The organism is Caballeronia udeis, from assembly GCF_044909315.1.
In the GTDB taxonomy this organism is placed as follows: domain Bacteria; phylum Pseudomonadota; class Gammaproteobacteria; order Burkholderiales; family Burkholderiaceae; genus Caballeronia; species Caballeronia udeis_A.
This window is the reverse complement of the sequence record NZ_JBIYEB010000030.1, coordinates 64,912-80,222: the sequence shown is the minus strand read 5'-3', so window position 1 is coordinate 80,222 and position 15,311 is coordinate 64,912. Positions and strand designations below refer to the sequence as shown.

Below are 15,311 nucleotides of genomic sequence, written 5' to 3'. Positions count from 1 at the left end.
CTTAATGCGCAGCCCACTGGATCGACGAAATGTCGATACCGTCCTTATGCATTTCCCAAAGCGGCGACAGATCACGCAACTTCTGAATCTTGCTCTTCAGCAAGTTAATCACGTAATCGACATCTTGTTCAGTCGTGAAGCGGCCAACCGTAAAACGGATCGAGCTATGCGCAAGTTCGTCGTTGCGGCCAAGCGCCCGCAGCACATAGGACGGTTCCAGCGAAGCCGACGTACACGCGGAACCCGACGATACCGCCACGTCCTTCACCGCCATGATCAGCGACTCGCCTTCAACAAAGTTGAAGCTGATGTTGAGGTTATGCGGCACACGGGTTTCCATGTCGCCGTTCACATACACCTCTTCCATCTCCTTCAAACCGTTGAGCAAGCGATCACGCAGCATGCGGACTCGCTCGTTTTCGACGGCCATTTCTTCGCGCGCGATCCTGAAAGCCTCGCCCATACCGACGATCTGGTGCGTGGCGAGCGTGCCCGAACGCATGCCGCGCTCGTGACCGCCGCCGTGCATTTGCGCTTCAATACGAATGCGCGGCTTGCGACGCACGAACAACGCGCCGATACCCTTCGGACCATACGTCTTGTGCGCCGAAAACGACATCAGGTCGACCTTCTGCTTTTGCAGGTCGATCTCGATCTTGCCGGTGGCTTGCGCTGCATCGACGTGAAATATGATGCCCTTCGCACGCGTGATCTCACCGATCGCGGCGATGTCCTGGATCACGCCGATCTCGTTGTTCACGCTCATCACCGAGACCAGGATGGTGTCCGGGCGGATGGCTGCCTGAAGCTTGTCCAGGTCGAGCAAACCGTCGTCCTTGACATCGAGGTAAGTGACTTCGAAACCTTCTCGTTCGAGCTCACGGCAGGTATCGAGCACGGCCTTGTGCTCGGTCTTCACCGTAATGATGTGCTTGCCCTTGCTCTTGTAGAAATGCGCCGCGCCCTTGATGGCGAGGTTGTCCGATTCGGTGGCACCCGACGTCCAGATGATTTCGCGCGGGTCGCAATTGACCAGCTTCGCGACGTTCTCGCGCGCTTCCTCGACCGCCCGCTCCGCGTCCCAGCCGTACTGGTGACTACGCGATGCCGGGTTGCCGAACTGCTCGCGCAGATACGGAATCATCTTGTCCACCACGCGCGGATCGACCGGGGTCGTAGCGCTGTAGTCCATGTAAATGGGCAGGTGGGGAATGTCGTTGTTCATCAGTTGCTCCGGGGATTTAACTCAATTGGCTCGTTCAAGGCGAGACGGCCGCGTCAGCACATCAACGCGGCAGCCGTCAGCCGGCCAGGTTGAAAACGGAATTCGGTCCTTTCGGCGCCACACGCACGGGCTCCACACCCGCCGATTCGGCACGCCGGTCGCGCAATACCGCTGGCGATCCTTCACGTGCACGCTGCTGGTCGACGAGATCTTTCAGCGAGACCGAGTCGAGATACTCGACCATCTTCTGATTGAGCGTGGACCAGAGTTCGTGGGTCATGCAATGGCCGTCGTGCTGCTTGGTGCCTTCGCAGGCGCCTTTGCCACCGCATTGCGTGGCGTCGATAGGCTCGTCCACCGCAATAATGATGTCCGCGACCGTGACGTTCTCCGCACGGCGCGCAAGATTGTATCCACCACCCGGACCACGCACTGATTCGACGATCTCGTGCCGGCGCAACTTGCCGAACAACTGTTCGAGATACGACAGCGAGATATGCTGGCGCTGGCTGATTCCTGCCAGCGTCACCGGGCCCTGCTCCTGGCGCAATGCCAGGTCGATCATCGCCGTGACGGCGAAACGGCCTTTCGTGGTGAGTCTCATAATTTGTAAGCTACCGGGGGCTACGGCTAATACTGGATGATTTTGGTCAAGTATAAATAGCCTACGGATTTAGTCAAGTATCCACCGGCATTTTCTTAGGAATTTGCTGAGAATATTGCGCCGATTGAAACCGACTTCCGGGGGGCGCGCATCAGGCCGCCAACTGCGTGCGAAGCGCTCGCAGCAAGCCTTCGCAGGCATCCTCGCACTGATCGAGCACGCGTTCGAAACCTTCGTCGCCGCCAAAATACGGGTCGACCACCACACGGCTGTCGTCACGGGTCGCGAATTCCATCAGCAGCCGGATCTTGTCGCGGTACTCCGCCGGACACACTTTGGTCAGCGCGGCCGCGTTGGCATCGTCCATCGCGATAAGCAGGTCGAACCGGGCGAAATCGTCGTGGCTGACCTGCCGGCCGCGCAACGGCGACAAGTCATAACCCCGCTTCCTGCCCGCGCGCTGGGCGCGTTCGTCCGGCGGCTGGCCGATATGCCAATCGCCGGTGCCGGCGGAATCGACCACGATCTTGCCCGCGAGCCCGGCCCGGCCCACCTGATCCAGCATCACCGCTTCGGCGCTCGGCGAACGGCAGATATTGCCAAGGCACACGAAACAGACGGCGATAGTGTTCATCAGATTCCAGGCTTCATTTGGCTTAAGCGGCGCATGCGGCTCGGTGGTTCGACGACTTGCACCGGCCTGACCAGCTCAATGCGCGAAACCGTCCCGAATTATACAAAAGACGGCGTTTGCGCGCCCGATTGGCCCAGCCCAGGCCGACTTTCCCCGGCCTCGTCGTTCAGAACGTCTGCGAGACAGCGGCTGCCGATGATCCGTTAGCCGGCCGATACGCGCTGTTGCCGGCATCGGAGTCGACCAGTCCCAGCGAAATCGCTCGCGCGAACTCGGCGCTGACACTGGCGGCGCTTTGTGGATGAGGTGCGGTAGTCCCCGAAACCGGGTGGATGGCGTGGCAATACCCAGCAAGTGCGAGCGGTACAAGCATCGCGATGGGCCAGTAGGTCGATATTGTCTTTTTCATTGTCAAACCCCTTCTCAGGTCCTGTGGGCTGACGGGCCCACTTCCGGACGCTTTGATTTTAAGGGTTTGTCCTCATCCCATAAAGGTGCCCCGGCACAAAGCATTGTTGCAACTCTGTCAACAGCGTATGGCGCGTCAGCGTTGTGTTTGCTGGCCCATGAGCGGTTCCCGCCACTTTCAGCCTGTTACCGCGGAGATAAAACTTTACAAAATTCTTGCGATATTCTTTCCGCGAAACTGTCAGATACGGTAACTAGTCAACGAATACTCTCCCGCTCATGATGAAACTCGCAGTAACAGGTCTGATCCTCGCCTCGTGCGCCCTCGTAGCCGGTTGCGCCGTCTACCCGGACGGCACGCCCGCTTACGCGACCGGCGACGGCTATTCCGCTTATCCCGCCTACCCGGGCTATCCCGCGGGCTACGAAGCCGGTTACGGTTACGGTTACGGAGCACCGGTTGTTCAGTCGGGCGTGATTGTCGACGGCGGCGGATATTACGGCGGTCCCGGTCCTCGCTATTGGAACGATGGACCGGGTTATCACCGCCCGCCTCCGGGTGGCTGGGGTGATCGCGGCGGCGACCGCGGTAACCGTGGTGGGAATTGGGGTGGCGACCGGGGCGGTCACGGCGGACAGCAAGCAGGTGCACCGCAAGGCGGCAGGCCACCACAGCCGCAGGCGGGTAATCCGGGCCGGCCGGCGCCGCAGGCACAGCAGTCACGCGGATCCATACCGTATGTTGGCCAATCTCTCTGGGGCAAACCTTCGTCACAGCAACCTGAGCATAACCACTGAACCTCTGCCCACCCCGCTGTGTTCAAGACCGCCCGCCATTTTCGCTGTTTCCGGGCGGTTTTTTATTGTCTGCAGGAAACTGAGATTGCGCGGGCAACCGTGCCGTGGAGTCTTTCGCATTTTTCACAATACGAGATACAATCATCATTCCGCTGTTTGACGTATCAACTGATTTTCCCCATGAGCGATACGAACCCGGAATCCAGAACGTCCATACAGGTGATCGAGCGCATGATGCGCCTGCTCGATGCGCTTGCCGCGCACACCGACCCCGTCAGCCTTAAAGAACTCTCGCACAGCACGTCATTGCATCCGTCCACCGCGCATCGCATCCTGAACGACATGGTCACGTGCCGTCTGGTCGATCGCTCCGATCCCGGCACGTACCGGCTGGGCATGCGGCTGCTCGAGCTCGGCAACCTGGTCAAGGCGCGTCTCTCGGTGCGCGAAGCCGCCATGCCACCCATGCGCGAACTGCATCGGCAAACAGGCCAGACGGTCAACCTCTCGGTGCGCCAGGGCGATGAGATCGTCTATATAGAACGGGCTTATTCAGAGCGTTCCGGCATGCAGGTCGTGCGGGCCATCGGCGGCCGTGCGCCATTGCACCTGACGTCGGTGGGAAAGCTGTTCCTCGCCGCCGACGAATCCTCCCGCGTACGCGCCTACGCCACGCGAACGGGCCTCTCCGGCCATACGCAGAACAGCATTACGGATATCGGCAAGCTCGAGCGTGAATTGTCGTTCGTGCGCAGCCAGGCGTGCGCCCGCGATAACGAGGAACTGGAGCTGGGCGTGCGCTGCATCGCGGCCGGTATTTACGACGACACGGGACGGCTCGTTGCCGGCCTGTCGCTTTCAGCGCCTGCGGATCGGCTGCAAGACTCGTGGCTGAATCAACTGAGCGGCACCGCGCTGGAAATCTCGCGCTCGCTCGGGTATCGGCCAGAACCCAGCGCCGATTCACAGCAGCGCTGATATTCCGGAATCCAGAGCATTTGCAAGATCCAGGGGCAATAAAAAAACCGGCCTTATCAAACGATAAGGCCGGTTTTTTTCAATTCTGATACCGCAAATTCCGAAGCGATCTTCAGGTTCCGCCACCGCCGGCATCGGCGCTGGTGATATGCGGTTCACCAGCAGTTTCGCTCTCCAGAAACCCGCGCAAACGGCCGGCATCGGCGAAACGCGAATACTTGCCCGATGAGTCCAGCAAGACCATTACTACCGGACGGCCATGAATGGTCGTCTGCATCACCATGCATTCGCCTGCCTCGTTAATGAAGCCGGTCTTCTGCAAGCCGATGTCCCAGCTCGGATTCCGGATCAACGCATTCGTGCTGTTATAGGCGATATTGCGCTTGCCGGTAAACACGTCATAGCTTCGATCGGTCGAGAACTTGCGGATCAGCGGATATTGATACGCCGCGTTCACCATCTTCACAAGATCACGCGCGCTCGATACGTTCTGGCTCGTCAACCCCGTCGAATTCTCGAAATGCGTGTCGGTCATGCCGAGCAGCTTCGCTTTCGCGTTCATCGCGGCGATAAAGCCAGGACGACCATTCGGGTAATAACGCGACAATGCCGCAGCCGCGCGATTCTCGGACGCCATCAGCGCGATATGCAGCATGTCTTCGCGGTTGAGCTCAGAGCCAACCGAAAGACGCGAACCCGTGAACTTCTCGTAGTCGCGATCTTCGTCGGTTACCGTGATTTCCTCGGTCAGCGGCGCCTTGGAATCGAGCACGACCATGGCTGTCATCAGCTTCGTGATCGAAGCGATAGGCACCACGGCTCGCGAGTTTTTATCGAAGAGTGTCTCCGATGTGTTCTGGTCCACCACGTACGCGACGCTCGAGCGTAACGCGAGGCTGTCCGGTGTCTCGTGCAAGCCAAACGCCTGGCCGACAGTAGGCGGACGCGGCTGGAACGCCACCGAACGTACAGCGGCACGGCGCCCGCGCGCGTCCATCCGGTAACTGACACGATGCCGGCGCGCAACGCGCGGCGTATCGTCTTCCTGTGCCGCCGCGACTGGCGCGACCTTCGCACCCTTCACTGCCCTGGCTGAGCGTGCAGCAACCTTCGACGATTTGACGGCCTTGGCTTGCGGCGCAGCAACTGCGCCCTTGACGGCTTTCTTGGTGGATTTCGAGGTTGGGGTCTTGGCAAAAGCGTCGATCGGTGCGGCCGCGAAAGACGTCGCGAGCGCCACCGACACGGCGACCGACAGCGCAGTGCGGACTGCAACGCTATGGATCACCCTGAGCGACGAAAACATTTCGGTTTTCATTAGTGTTCTGTTCTGGACCGGCGAGAGAGTGTCGCCAGTGTAGTAAAGCTTCGAAAAATTAGCAATATTAAGCACTTATCCGCACTACTTAAACCGCTTTGTAAGACACGATTTATCGGAGCGAATGAGTTCTGAGTTCCGATCGTAAAAAATCATCGCTGATGCTGCAATCGTTTTCACCGCCACACGCCATTCCCCGACCCTGGCTATCAGCCTCTTATCGGCAATAGTTTGTGAAACTTGAGGGAAAATTCCTGATCCTGCCCTCAAGGCAAAGTTTTCACTAATGGTGTGGACAACGACAGGAAGCGAAGCATTTCGGCAAGACATGCCGATTCTCAACCGGCATTTCGACCGCCATCGAAAGTTTTTGTTCACACAAACTTTGACGATGACTGCCGACTTTGAATGTTAACGTTGCGTTAACACATTTGGTTTACCGAGTTTCAAACCGTTTCAAATGAATTTCGCCGAGCGCAGTGTATCGGGGGTGCTTGAATCGCGCCGGGCACCGAACGCGACGGCGGCAAGCTGAATGGTCTGAAGATGAATGTCGACGGTGACGTCAATATCGCGACCGTAACCGCCGGCCATCGTTATTGCCACGGGCAGAGCTCGCCCGGCCGCGGCGCTGAATACAAGGGAATCGCGCCTGGCGAGGCCGTCGACGCTCAACGCGAGTCGCCCCAGGCGGTCGTCGACGTGCGGATCGGCGCCTGCCAGATAGATAAGCATGGCGGGTTCGAAGCGCTCGAACATCGTCGATAACGCCCCGGACAATGCTTCCGAATAGGCGTCGTCACCGCAACCGTCGGGCAATGCGACATCGAGATCGCTGATCTCTTTGCTGAACGGGTAGTTCGATGTGCCATGCAGCGACAGCGTGAACACGCTCGGATCGTCCTGGAAGATGGCGGCGGTCCCGTTGCCCTGATGCACATCCAGGTCGACTATTGCTATGCGCGGCGTGCGCTCTCCGCGCCGCAACGCCTCTGCCTGTAGCGCCCGGGCAGCAACAGCCGCGTCGTTGAACACACAGAATCCCGCGCCGCGCGACGCATATGAATGATGCGTGCCGCCTGCCAGATTCACCGCGAATCCGCCTTGGCGGGCGGCGTGACAAGCAGCAATCGTCGCCCCGACGGAGCGCCTTGCGCGCTCCACCATTTCCGGCGACCACGGAAAGCCGATCTCGCGCTGCTCGCGCGCATCCAGCGCCCCCGTTGCGACCCGCTCGATGTAGTCGGCCGCATGAACGCGCGCCAACTCGGAATCGGCCGCGACTGGCGCTTCGTCCAGCTTCACCTCGGGCAGTTCGGCCAGCACCCGCTCGCGCAAAAGGTAATATTTTTGCATGGGAAACCGATGGCCAGCCGGCAACGGCAGTACGAAGCGATCGCTATAAAACGCCTTCATTCGAAATGAAATTCCACTTTTCCGGACTTGAGATCCTAGCACCGACACCGCCCGCACCCTCCGCCCCAAGCTGGTGCACCGTATCTCGAAATGTAGTTCCACTACAAAGGAGTGTCCTCGTAAGCCATTGTTTAATAAGCATTCGTACGATGTTGCGTCGCACAAAAAGACGCTTGACATCTATCGGAATATGCCTAGAATAGGCTCCATGTTGCGACGCACCAATAGCTGATCGCCTCATACGGTTTCCGGATTTCCGGTCTCCGCCAAAACCCCACGACCCGCGCTGATGATGGGTCGAATCTTTCAGGAGCGTGACATGACCCTTTTGACCCCGGAACAAATCGCCGCTGCAAACAAAGCTCAGTTCGACACCCTCTTCGGTCTGACGAACAAGGCATTTGAAGGCTTGGAAAAGCTGCTTGAATTGAATCTGCAAGTTGTGAAGTCGACGCTGGCTGAAAGCCAGGAAAACGCGCAACGCGTGTTGTCGGTGAAGGATGCGCAAGAACTGCTCGCACTGCAAGCCAGCCTGGCTCAGCCGGTCGCGGAAAAGGCGCTGTCGTATGGCCGTCACCTGTATGAAATCGCATCGTCGACGCAAGCTGAATTCGCCCGTGTCGCCGAAGAGCAGTACGAAGACCAGAACCGCAAGGTGCAAACGCTCGTAGAAAACGTCGCGAAGAACGCACCGGCAGGTTCGGAAACGGCTGTTGCCGTGATGAAGTCGGCCATCACTGCCGCCAACACCACGTACGAAACGATCCACAAGGCAAGCAAGCAAGCTGTCGAAATCGCGGAAAGCAACTTCAACGCAGCCGCTACGGCCGCCACGAAGGCTGCATCGCAAGCTACGGCTCAAGCTTCGCGCGCCGCCAAGAAGACTGTCTAAGCGAATTCATTCGCACGCGGTGGCACCGGCAACACCGGTGTGGCCGCGAGACGGTCAGGCTGCACGGAAAACCGTTCCAACGAAAGTTGGGACGGTTTTTTTTCGTGTTCCCGCGACCTCGGAAGCCGAGTTCAAAGCACAAGCCCAAAAAAACGGCGCATTCCTGACAGAACTCGCCGCTCACTCAACCAACCGACAGCACCCTACTTCTTGCGCTGCGGTGGCAAGTCCGTACACACACCTTCATACAATTCAGCCGCCATGCCGATCGACTCGCCGAGCGTCGGGTGCGGATGGATCGTCTTGCCGATATCCTCCGCGTCCGCGCCCATCTCGATCGCCAGGCACACTTCGCTGATCAAGTCGCCCGCATTCAACCCCACGATCCCGCCGCCGATGATCCGGTGCGTTTCTTCGTCGAAGATGAGTTTGGTGAAACCTTCGTCGCGACCGTTCGCGATCGCCCGGCCCGATGCCGCCCAAGGGAATGTGGCCTTCCCGTACTTGATGCCTTCGGCCTTGCACTGGTCTTCGGTCTTGCCGGCCCACGCCACTTCGGGATCGGTGTAGGCCACGGACGGGATTTGCATCGCGTCGAAGTAGGACTTTTCGCCATGCGCCGCTTCTGCCGCTACGTGGCCTTCGTGCACGGCCTTGTGCGCGAGCATCGGCTGGCCGACCAGATCGCCAATGGCAAAGATATGTTCAACGTTCGTGCGCAACTGCTTGTCGACGTTGATGAACCCGCGATCCGTCACCGCCACGCCGGCCTTGTCCGCGCCGATCTTGCCGCCGTTCGGGCTGCGACCGACCGCCACGAGTACGAGGTCATAACGTTGAGCTTCGGCGGGCGCTTTTTCGCCTTCGAAGCTCACGTAGATGCCGTCGTCCTTCGCTTCCGCCTTGGTCGTTTTCGTCTTGAGCATGACGTTCGCGAAACGCTTGGCGTTGAACTTCTCCCACACCTTCACGAGGTCGCGATCGGCACCTGCCATCAGGACATCGAGCATTTCGACGACGTCGATTTCCGCGCCCAATGACGCATACACCGTCGCCATTTCCAGACCGATGATGCCGCCGCCGATCACGAGCATGCGCTTCGGAATCTGGCGCAATTCGAGCGCACCGGTCGAATCCACTACGCGCGGATCTTCCGGCATGAACGGCAGCTTCACGGCTTGCGAACCCGCCGCGATGATCGAGTTCTTGAACTGCACCACCTTCTTGCCGTCCTTGCCTTCGATCTCCATGTGATTCGGGCCAACGAACTTGCCGACACCCGTGACCACCTGGACCTTGCGCGCCTTCGCCATGCCGGCCAGTCCGCCGGTCAGCTTCTTGACAACGCCCGACTTGAAGTCGCGCAGCTTGTCCAGATCGATAGTCGGTTCACCGAAGGAAATGCCGTGGTGCGCGAGTTCCTTCGCGGCGTCGGTGATGGCAGCCGCGTGAAGCAAGGCTTTCGACGGAATGCAGCCGACATTCAGGCAGACGCCGCCAAGCGTTTCATACCGTTCGACGATAACCGTCTTCATGCCCAGATCGGCCGCACGGAAAGCCGCCGAATAACCGCCGGGACCGGCGCCGAGCACGAGCATGTCGCATTCGATATCGGCTGAACCGGAGAACGATGCGGCCTTTGGTGCAGGCGCCGCCGCGGCTTTTTCGGCCGGTTGCGGTGCAGCCGCCTTCGGCTTGTCCTCGACCTGGCCGGCACCGCCGCCCTGGCCTTCGAGCGTGAGAATCACCGAGCCTTCGGAGACGTTGTCGCCGATCTTGACCTTGACTTCCTTGACCGTACCCGCTGCAGGCGACGGTACATCCATGGTGGCTTTATCGGATTCAAGCGTAACGAGCGATTGTTCCTTCTCGACCGTATCGCCAACTTTCACGTGGATTTCGATGACGGGAATGTCGGTGAAATCGCCGATATCCGGCACCTTCACGTCTTGCGATCCACCGCCCGCGGATTTCGGAGCGGCCGCCTCTTTCGGCGCGGCGGGCTTTTCAGCGGACGCTGCCGGTGCGGCAGGCTTTTCGCTACCTGCATCGGCCGTTTCCACCAACGCGATCACGGTGCCTTGCGAGACTTTATCGCCGGCTTTGATCTTGACTTCCTTGACCGTACCCACGACGTCGCTTGGGACCTCGATGGAGGCTTTATCGGATTCGAGGGTGAGGACGCCTTGTTCTTTCTCGATGGCGTCGCCGGCCTTGATATTCACTTCGACGACATCGACGTCTTTGAAATCGCCGATATCGGGTACTTTAAGTTCGGTGAGACTCATGTTGTCCCCTAAGAAGGAAGCGGGCAGAACTAAAGGACGCAACGCGTAGCCCCTGGTTCTACCGTCGGCAGACTTGCCTTTCTTTGCTTACTTTCTTTGGCAATTCAGAGAAAGCAAGTGCCGCCCCGCACAGGGGCGACGAGCAAAATGCAGTGCGATGCAAGTTCAATGACGCGGCTGGCGGACCACATCAAAGCGGTCCGCCAGCCAAAAAAATCACAAACTCACACGGCGGAAATCCGCCAGCACAGCAGAAAGATAGGCATTGAACCGCGCGGCCTCGGCGCCATCGATAACCCGATGATCGTAAGACAGCGACAAAGGCAGAATCAGGCGAGGCACAAACGCCTTGCCGTCCCACACCGGCTTCATCGCACCCCGCGACAACCCCAGGATTGCCACTTCAGGCGCATTGATGATCGGCGTGAAATGCGTCCCGCCAATCCCGCCCAGCGACGAAATCGAGAAGCATCCGCCTTGCATCTGGTCGGGCTTGAGCTTCCCTTCACGGGCGGCCTTCGACAGATCGGCCATTTCCTTGGCGACATCGACGAGGCCCTTCTTGTCCGCGTCGCGAATCACCGGAACCATCAAGCCGTTCGGGGTATCGGCGGCAAAACCGATGTTGTAATACTGCTTGAAGACGAGGTTATCGCCGTCAAGGCTCGCGTTGAACGTCGGGAATTTCTTCAACGCGGCAACGACCGCCTTGATCACGAACGCGAGCATGGTGAACTTCACGCCGGCCTTTTCGTTTTCCTTGTTCAGCGTCACGCGCAACGCTTCGAGATCGGTGATGTCAGCTTCGTCGTTGTTCGTGACGTGCGGAATCATGACCCAGTTGCGATGCAGGTTCGCACCCGAAATCTTCTTGATGCGCGACAGCGGCTTCGGATCGACCGGACCGAACTTCGTAAAGTCGACCTTCGGCCACGGCAGCAGATTCAACTCGCCACCACCGGCCGGCGCTGCGGCAGCGGCCGCCGGCGCTTTACCCTGACCGCTCATCACGCCCTTCACGAACGCGGTGACGTCGGCTTGTGTGATGCGATTCTTGGGGCCTGTTCCCTTGACCGACGCGACATCAACACCCAGTTCGCGCGCAAACTTGCGCACGGAGGGCGACGCGTGGCTCGACGTACGCGCCCCTTCGCCAGCCGGAATGGCCGGTGCGAGAGCGAGTGCCGACGGCGCTTCTTTCTGGGCAGGCGCAGATTCAGGCGCTTCAGCCTTCGGCGCGTCCTGCTTGGGCGCTGCGGCAGGCGCCGCTGCTGGAGCCGCACTTTCGCCGCCTTCCAGCACCAGAATCAACGTGCCTTCCGAGACGTTGTCGCCGACCTTGACCTTGAGTTCCCTGACCGTGCCGGCTGCAGGCGATGGAACGTCCATGGTGGCTTTATCGGACTCGAGCGTGACAAGCGATTGCTCCTTCTCGACCTTATCGCCCACCTTCACATTCACTTCGATGACCGGAATGTCCTTGAAGTCGCCGATATCCGGCACCTTCACTTCAACCGATCCACCGCCCGACGATGCCGCCGGTGCCGGAGCGGCAGCCTTTTCCTGCGCCGGTGCTTCAGCGGGTTTTTCAGCGGCCTTCGGCGCAGCGGCAGCGCCGGAATCAGCCGCTTCCAGCACGACGATCAACGAGCCTTCCGAGACGTTGTCGCCAACCTTTACCTTTACTTCCTTCACGACACCGGCTGCCGAACTTGGCACGTCCATGGTCGCTTTGTCGGATTCGAGCGTAACGAGCGACTGCTCCTTCTCGACGGTGTCCCCGACTTTCACCAGCACTTCGATCACCGGGATGTCCGTGTAATCGCCGATATCCGGCACCTTGACTTCGATCGCTTGACTCATTGTTTATTGTCTCCTGGGTCGCTACGCGAAAATCGCCCTGCTTTTGGGCAAGGCGACTTCGCGCAACAACACTCGGGGGCCGATGCGTTAAACCGTCATCGGGTTGGGTTTGGCGGGGTCGAGCGCGTACTTCTTGATCGCGTCCGCGACAAGCTTGCGGTCGATCGTGCCTTCGTCGGCCAGCGCATTGAGCGCCGCGACGGTGACCCAGTAGCGGTCGACTTCGAAGAAGTGACGCAGTCTTTCGCGCGTGTCCGAACGGCCGTAGCCGTCCGTACCAAGCACGACAAACTTGTTCGGCACATAACCGCGGATCTGGTCGACGAGCGCACGCACATAATCCGTCGATGCCACCACTGGACCTTTCGCGTCCTTCAGCAGCTTCGTCACGTGCGCGACCTGACGTTCTTCCGTCGGGTGCAGCAGGTTCCAGCGCTCCACTTGCGCGCCTTCGCGTGCCAGTTCCGTAAAGCTCGGGACACTCCAGAGATCGGCGGCGACGTTCCAGTCGTTCTTCAGCAGATCGGCGGCGGCGATCACTTCATTGAAGATCGTGCCCGCGCCCATCAACTGAACACGCGGCGTTTTTGCGTCGGCATCCGATTTGCGGAACGAATACATGCCCTTGATGATGTCGGTGGCGACCGAATCGCCCTGCGGAATCGCCGGGTGTTCGTAGTTCTCGTTCATCACCGTGACGTAGTAATACACGTCTTCCTGATCCGCCACCATGCGACGCAAACCGTCCTGCATGATCACCGCGAGTTCGTAACCGAAGGTCGGGTCGTAACTCACGCAGTTCGGCACCGACGCCGCCCACATCAGCGAATGACCGTCTTCGTGCTGCAGGCCTTCGCCGTTGAGCGTCGTGCGTCCAGCCGTGCCGCCCAGCAGGAAACCGCGCGAACGCATGTCGCCCGCTGCCCACGCCAGATCGCCGATGCGCTGGAAGCCGAACATGGAATAGAAGATGTAGAACGGGATCATGATCTCGCCGTGCGTCGAATACGACGTCGCGGCCGCGATCCAGTCGCACATCCCGCCGGCTTCGTTGATCCCTTCCTGCAGGATCTGGCCGGTTTCCGATTCGCGATAGAACATCAGCTGGTCGGAATCTTCCGGCACGTACTTCTGGCCGTCCTGATTCCAGATACCGATCTGGCGGAACAAACCTTCCATACCGAAAGTACGCGATTCATCCGGCACGATCGGCACGATGCGTTTGCCGAGCGCCTTGTCCTTCAGCAGGATGTTGAGGATCCGCACGAACGCCATGGTCGTGGAGATCTCGCGGCCCGGACCCGTGCCCTTCAACACCGGTTCGAACGCCGACAGATCCGGCACCGGCAGGGACTCGGCCTTCTGCCGGCGCGCCGGCAGGTAACCACCCAGTTCCTGGCGGCGAGCGCGCATGTACTCGAGTTCCTTCGAGCCTTCTTCGAACGTCAGGTACGGCACGTCGGCGATCTGGTCGTCGGGAATCGGCAGCCTGAACTGATCGCGGAATTTCTTCAGCTGATCCGTGTGCAACTTCTTCTGCTGGTGGGTGATGTTCATCGCCTGGCCAGCTTCGCCCATACCATAACCCTTGATGGTCTTGGCGAGGATGACGGTCGGCTGACCCTTCGTCTTCGATGCTTCCGTGTAGGCCGCGTAAATCTTGTGCGGATCATGGCCGCCGCGATTCAGGTTCCAGATGTCTTCGTCGGACCACTCCGCCACCATCGCCCTGAGTTCCGGCGTGTTGAAGAAATGCTCGCGCACGTACGCGCCCGACTCCGACTTGTAGGTCTGGTATTCGCCGTCGACCACTTCCATCATCCGGCGCATCAGCGCGCCAGTTTTATCGCGGGCGAAAAGCGAGTCCCAGCGGCTGCCCCACACCACCTTGATCACGTTCCAGCCGGCGCCGCGGAATTCGCTTTCCAGCTCCTGGATGATCTTGCCGTTGCCGCGCACCGGGCCGTCGAGACGCTGCAGGTTGCAGTTGATCACGAAGACGAGGTTGTCGAGCCGTTCACGGCCGGCCATGCCGATCGCGCCGAGCGATTCCGGCTCGTCCGTTTCGCCGTCGCCGAGGAATGCCCAGACCTTGCGGGTACCTGCCTTGATGATGCCGCGCGCGTCCAGGTACTTCATGAAACGCGCCTGATAGATCGCCATGATCGGGCCGAGGCCCATGGACACGGTCGGGAACTGCCAGAAGTCCGGCATCAGCCACGGATGCGGATACGACGAAATGCCTTCGCCGCCCACTTCCTGGCGGAAGTTATCGAGCTGGCTCTCTTTCAGGCGTCCGAGCAGGAACGCACGTGAGTACACGCCGGGCGACGAATGGCCCTGGACGAACACGAGGTCGCCGCCATGTTCAGGAGACGGTGCGTGCCAGAAATGGTTGAAACCGACGTCATAAAGCGTGGCCGCCGACGCAAACGAAGCGATATGCCCGCCCACGTTCGTGTCCTTGCCGGCGCGCAGCACCATGGCAATGGCGTTCCAGCGCGTGTACGAACGGATCTTGTGTTCGATGTCCTGGTCGCCGGGAATCTTCGACTGGGCGGCGACAGGGATGGTGTTGATGTACGGGGTGTTAGCCGAAAACGGCAGATGTTCGCCGTGCACACGCGCGAATTCGATCTGCTTTTCAATCAGGTAATGGGCGCGATCCGGGCCTACTGCCGAAATCACGCCGTCGAGGGCTTCCAGCCACTCAGCGGTTTCCTGGGGATCTTCGTCGTCCTTGGCGTTGGCGACATATTTCATCACTTCGTCGGGTACAGCGGACATGCTCGTCTCCTGATTTGAGGAACGCTCTGTGAACAGACGACGCGAGCCTTTAAGCCATCCGCAAGACACAATCGCGGAAAACAATGAGGGACAAGCGCGC

General features: G+C 59.6%; 12 protein-coding genes and 1 pseudogene. 3 read left to right on the top strand and 10 right to left on the bottom strand.

The genetic code is table 11. The features are described from left to right. Window position 1: 1 nt before the first annotated feature. From ABH944_RS35020 to ABH944_RS35005, 4 genes are all read right to left on the bottom strand, one after another. Window positions 2–1,225, bottom strand: a complete 1,224-nt coding sequence (locus tag ABH944_RS35020; RefSeq protein WP_404612432.1) for an IscS subfamily cysteine desulfurase — start codon at window positions 1,223–1,225, stop codon at window positions 2–4. A 76-nt stretch (window positions 1,226–1,301) separates the two neighbouring features. Beyond that, window positions 1,302–1,829 carry a Fe-S cluster assembly transcriptional regulator IscR gene (iscR, locus tag ABH944_RS35015; RefSeq protein WP_047896460.1) on the bottom strand — a complete coding sequence of 176 codons (528 nt, stop codon included), beginning with the start codon at window positions 1,827–1,829 and terminating at the stop codon, window positions 1,302–1,304. 151 nt (window positions 1,830–1,980) lie between these two features. Then, window positions 1,981–2,463 (bottom strand): low molecular weight protein-tyrosine-phosphatase, encoded by a 483-nt coding sequence (locus ABH944_RS35010; RefSeq protein ID WP_404612430.1) that lies wholly within the window; start codon window positions 2,461–2,463, stop codon window positions 1,981–1,983. A 166-nt stretch (window positions 2,464–2,629) separates the two neighbouring features. Beyond that, the gene (locus ABH944_RS35005) at window positions 2,630–2,872 is read right to left on the bottom strand and encodes a hypothetical protein (RefSeq protein WP_404612428.1); all 243 of its coding nucleotides are present in this window, start codon (window positions 2,870–2,872) and stop codon (window positions 2,630–2,632) included. A gap of 278 nt (window positions 2,873–3,150) precedes the next feature. On the opposite strand from ABH944_RS35005, the gene ABH944_RS35000 reads away from it, so the two are divergent. Both ABH944_RS35000 and ABH944_RS34995 read left to right on the top strand, forming a co-directional pair. Next, the gene (locus tag ABH944_RS35000; RefSeq protein ID WP_404612427.1) at window positions 3,151–3,669 is read left to right on the top strand and encodes a hypothetical protein; all 519 of its coding nucleotides are present in this window, start codon (window positions 3,151–3,153) and stop codon (window positions 3,667–3,669) included. 180 nt (window positions 3,670–3,849) lie between these two features. Then, window positions 3,850–4,647, top strand: coding sequence for an IclR family transcriptional regulator (locus ABH944_RS34995; RefSeq protein ID WP_404612425.1), 798 nt, complete (start codon window positions 3,850–3,852; stop codon window positions 4,645–4,647). A 112-nt stretch (window positions 4,648–4,759) separates the two neighbouring features. Here the strand turns inward: ABH944_RS34995 and pbpG are convergent, their stop codons facing one another. Both pbpG and ABH944_RS34985 read right to left on the bottom strand, forming a co-directional pair. Beyond that, entirely contained in the window at window positions 4,760–5,965 is a 1,206-nt protein-coding gene (gene pbpG, locus ABH944_RS34990; protein ID WP_404612423.1) for a D-alanyl-D-alanine endopeptidase, read from the bottom strand. A gap of 456 nt (window positions 5,966–6,421) precedes the next feature. Then, the gene (locus ABH944_RS34985; protein ID WP_404612421.1) at window positions 6,422–7,381 is read right to left on the bottom strand and encodes a histone deacetylase family protein; all 960 of its coding nucleotides are present in this window, start codon (window positions 7,379–7,381) and stop codon (window positions 6,422–6,424) included. Window positions 7,382–7,700: 319 nt separating this feature from the next. On the opposite strand from ABH944_RS34985, the gene ABH944_RS34980 reads away from it, so the two are divergent. Further along, a complete protein-coding gene (locus tag ABH944_RS34980) occupies window positions 7,701–8,273 on the top strand; it encodes a phasin family protein (RefSeq protein ID WP_031363884.1) in 573 nt (190 codons plus the stop codon). Between the two features lie 203 nt (window positions 8,274–8,476). Here the strand turns inward: ABH944_RS34980 and lpdA are convergent, their stop codons facing one another. The 4 genes and pseudogenes from lpdA to aceE all read right to left on the bottom strand — a co-directional run bounded on the left by lpdA (window position 8,477) and on the right by aceE (window position 15,211). Continuing rightward, entirely contained in the window at window positions 8,477–10,219 is a 1,743-nt protein-coding gene (gene lpdA, locus ABH944_RS34975; protein WP_404612492.1) for a dihydrolipoyl dehydrogenase, read from the bottom strand. A 132-nt stretch (window positions 10,220–10,351) separates the two neighbouring features. Further along, window positions 10,352–10,561 (bottom strand): annotated as a pseudogene (locus ABH944_RS34970) (biotin/lipoyl-containing protein); the annotation flags it as partial. A gap of 216 nt (window positions 10,562–10,777) precedes the next feature. Then, window positions 10,778–12,424 (bottom strand): dihydrolipoyllysine-residue acetyltransferase, encoded by a 1,647-nt coding sequence (gene aceF, locus ABH944_RS34965; protein ID WP_404612419.1) that lies wholly within the window; start codon window positions 12,422–12,424, stop codon window positions 10,778–10,780. Window positions 12,425–12,511: 87 nt separating this feature from the next. Beyond that, window positions 12,512–15,211 carry a pyruvate dehydrogenase (acetyl-transferring), homodimeric type gene (gene aceE, locus ABH944_RS34960; protein WP_404612417.1) on the bottom strand — a complete coding sequence of 900 codons (2,700 nt, stop codon included), beginning with the start codon at window positions 15,209–15,211 and terminating at the stop codon, window positions 12,512–12,514. Window positions 15,212–15,311 lie beyond the last annotated feature (100 nt).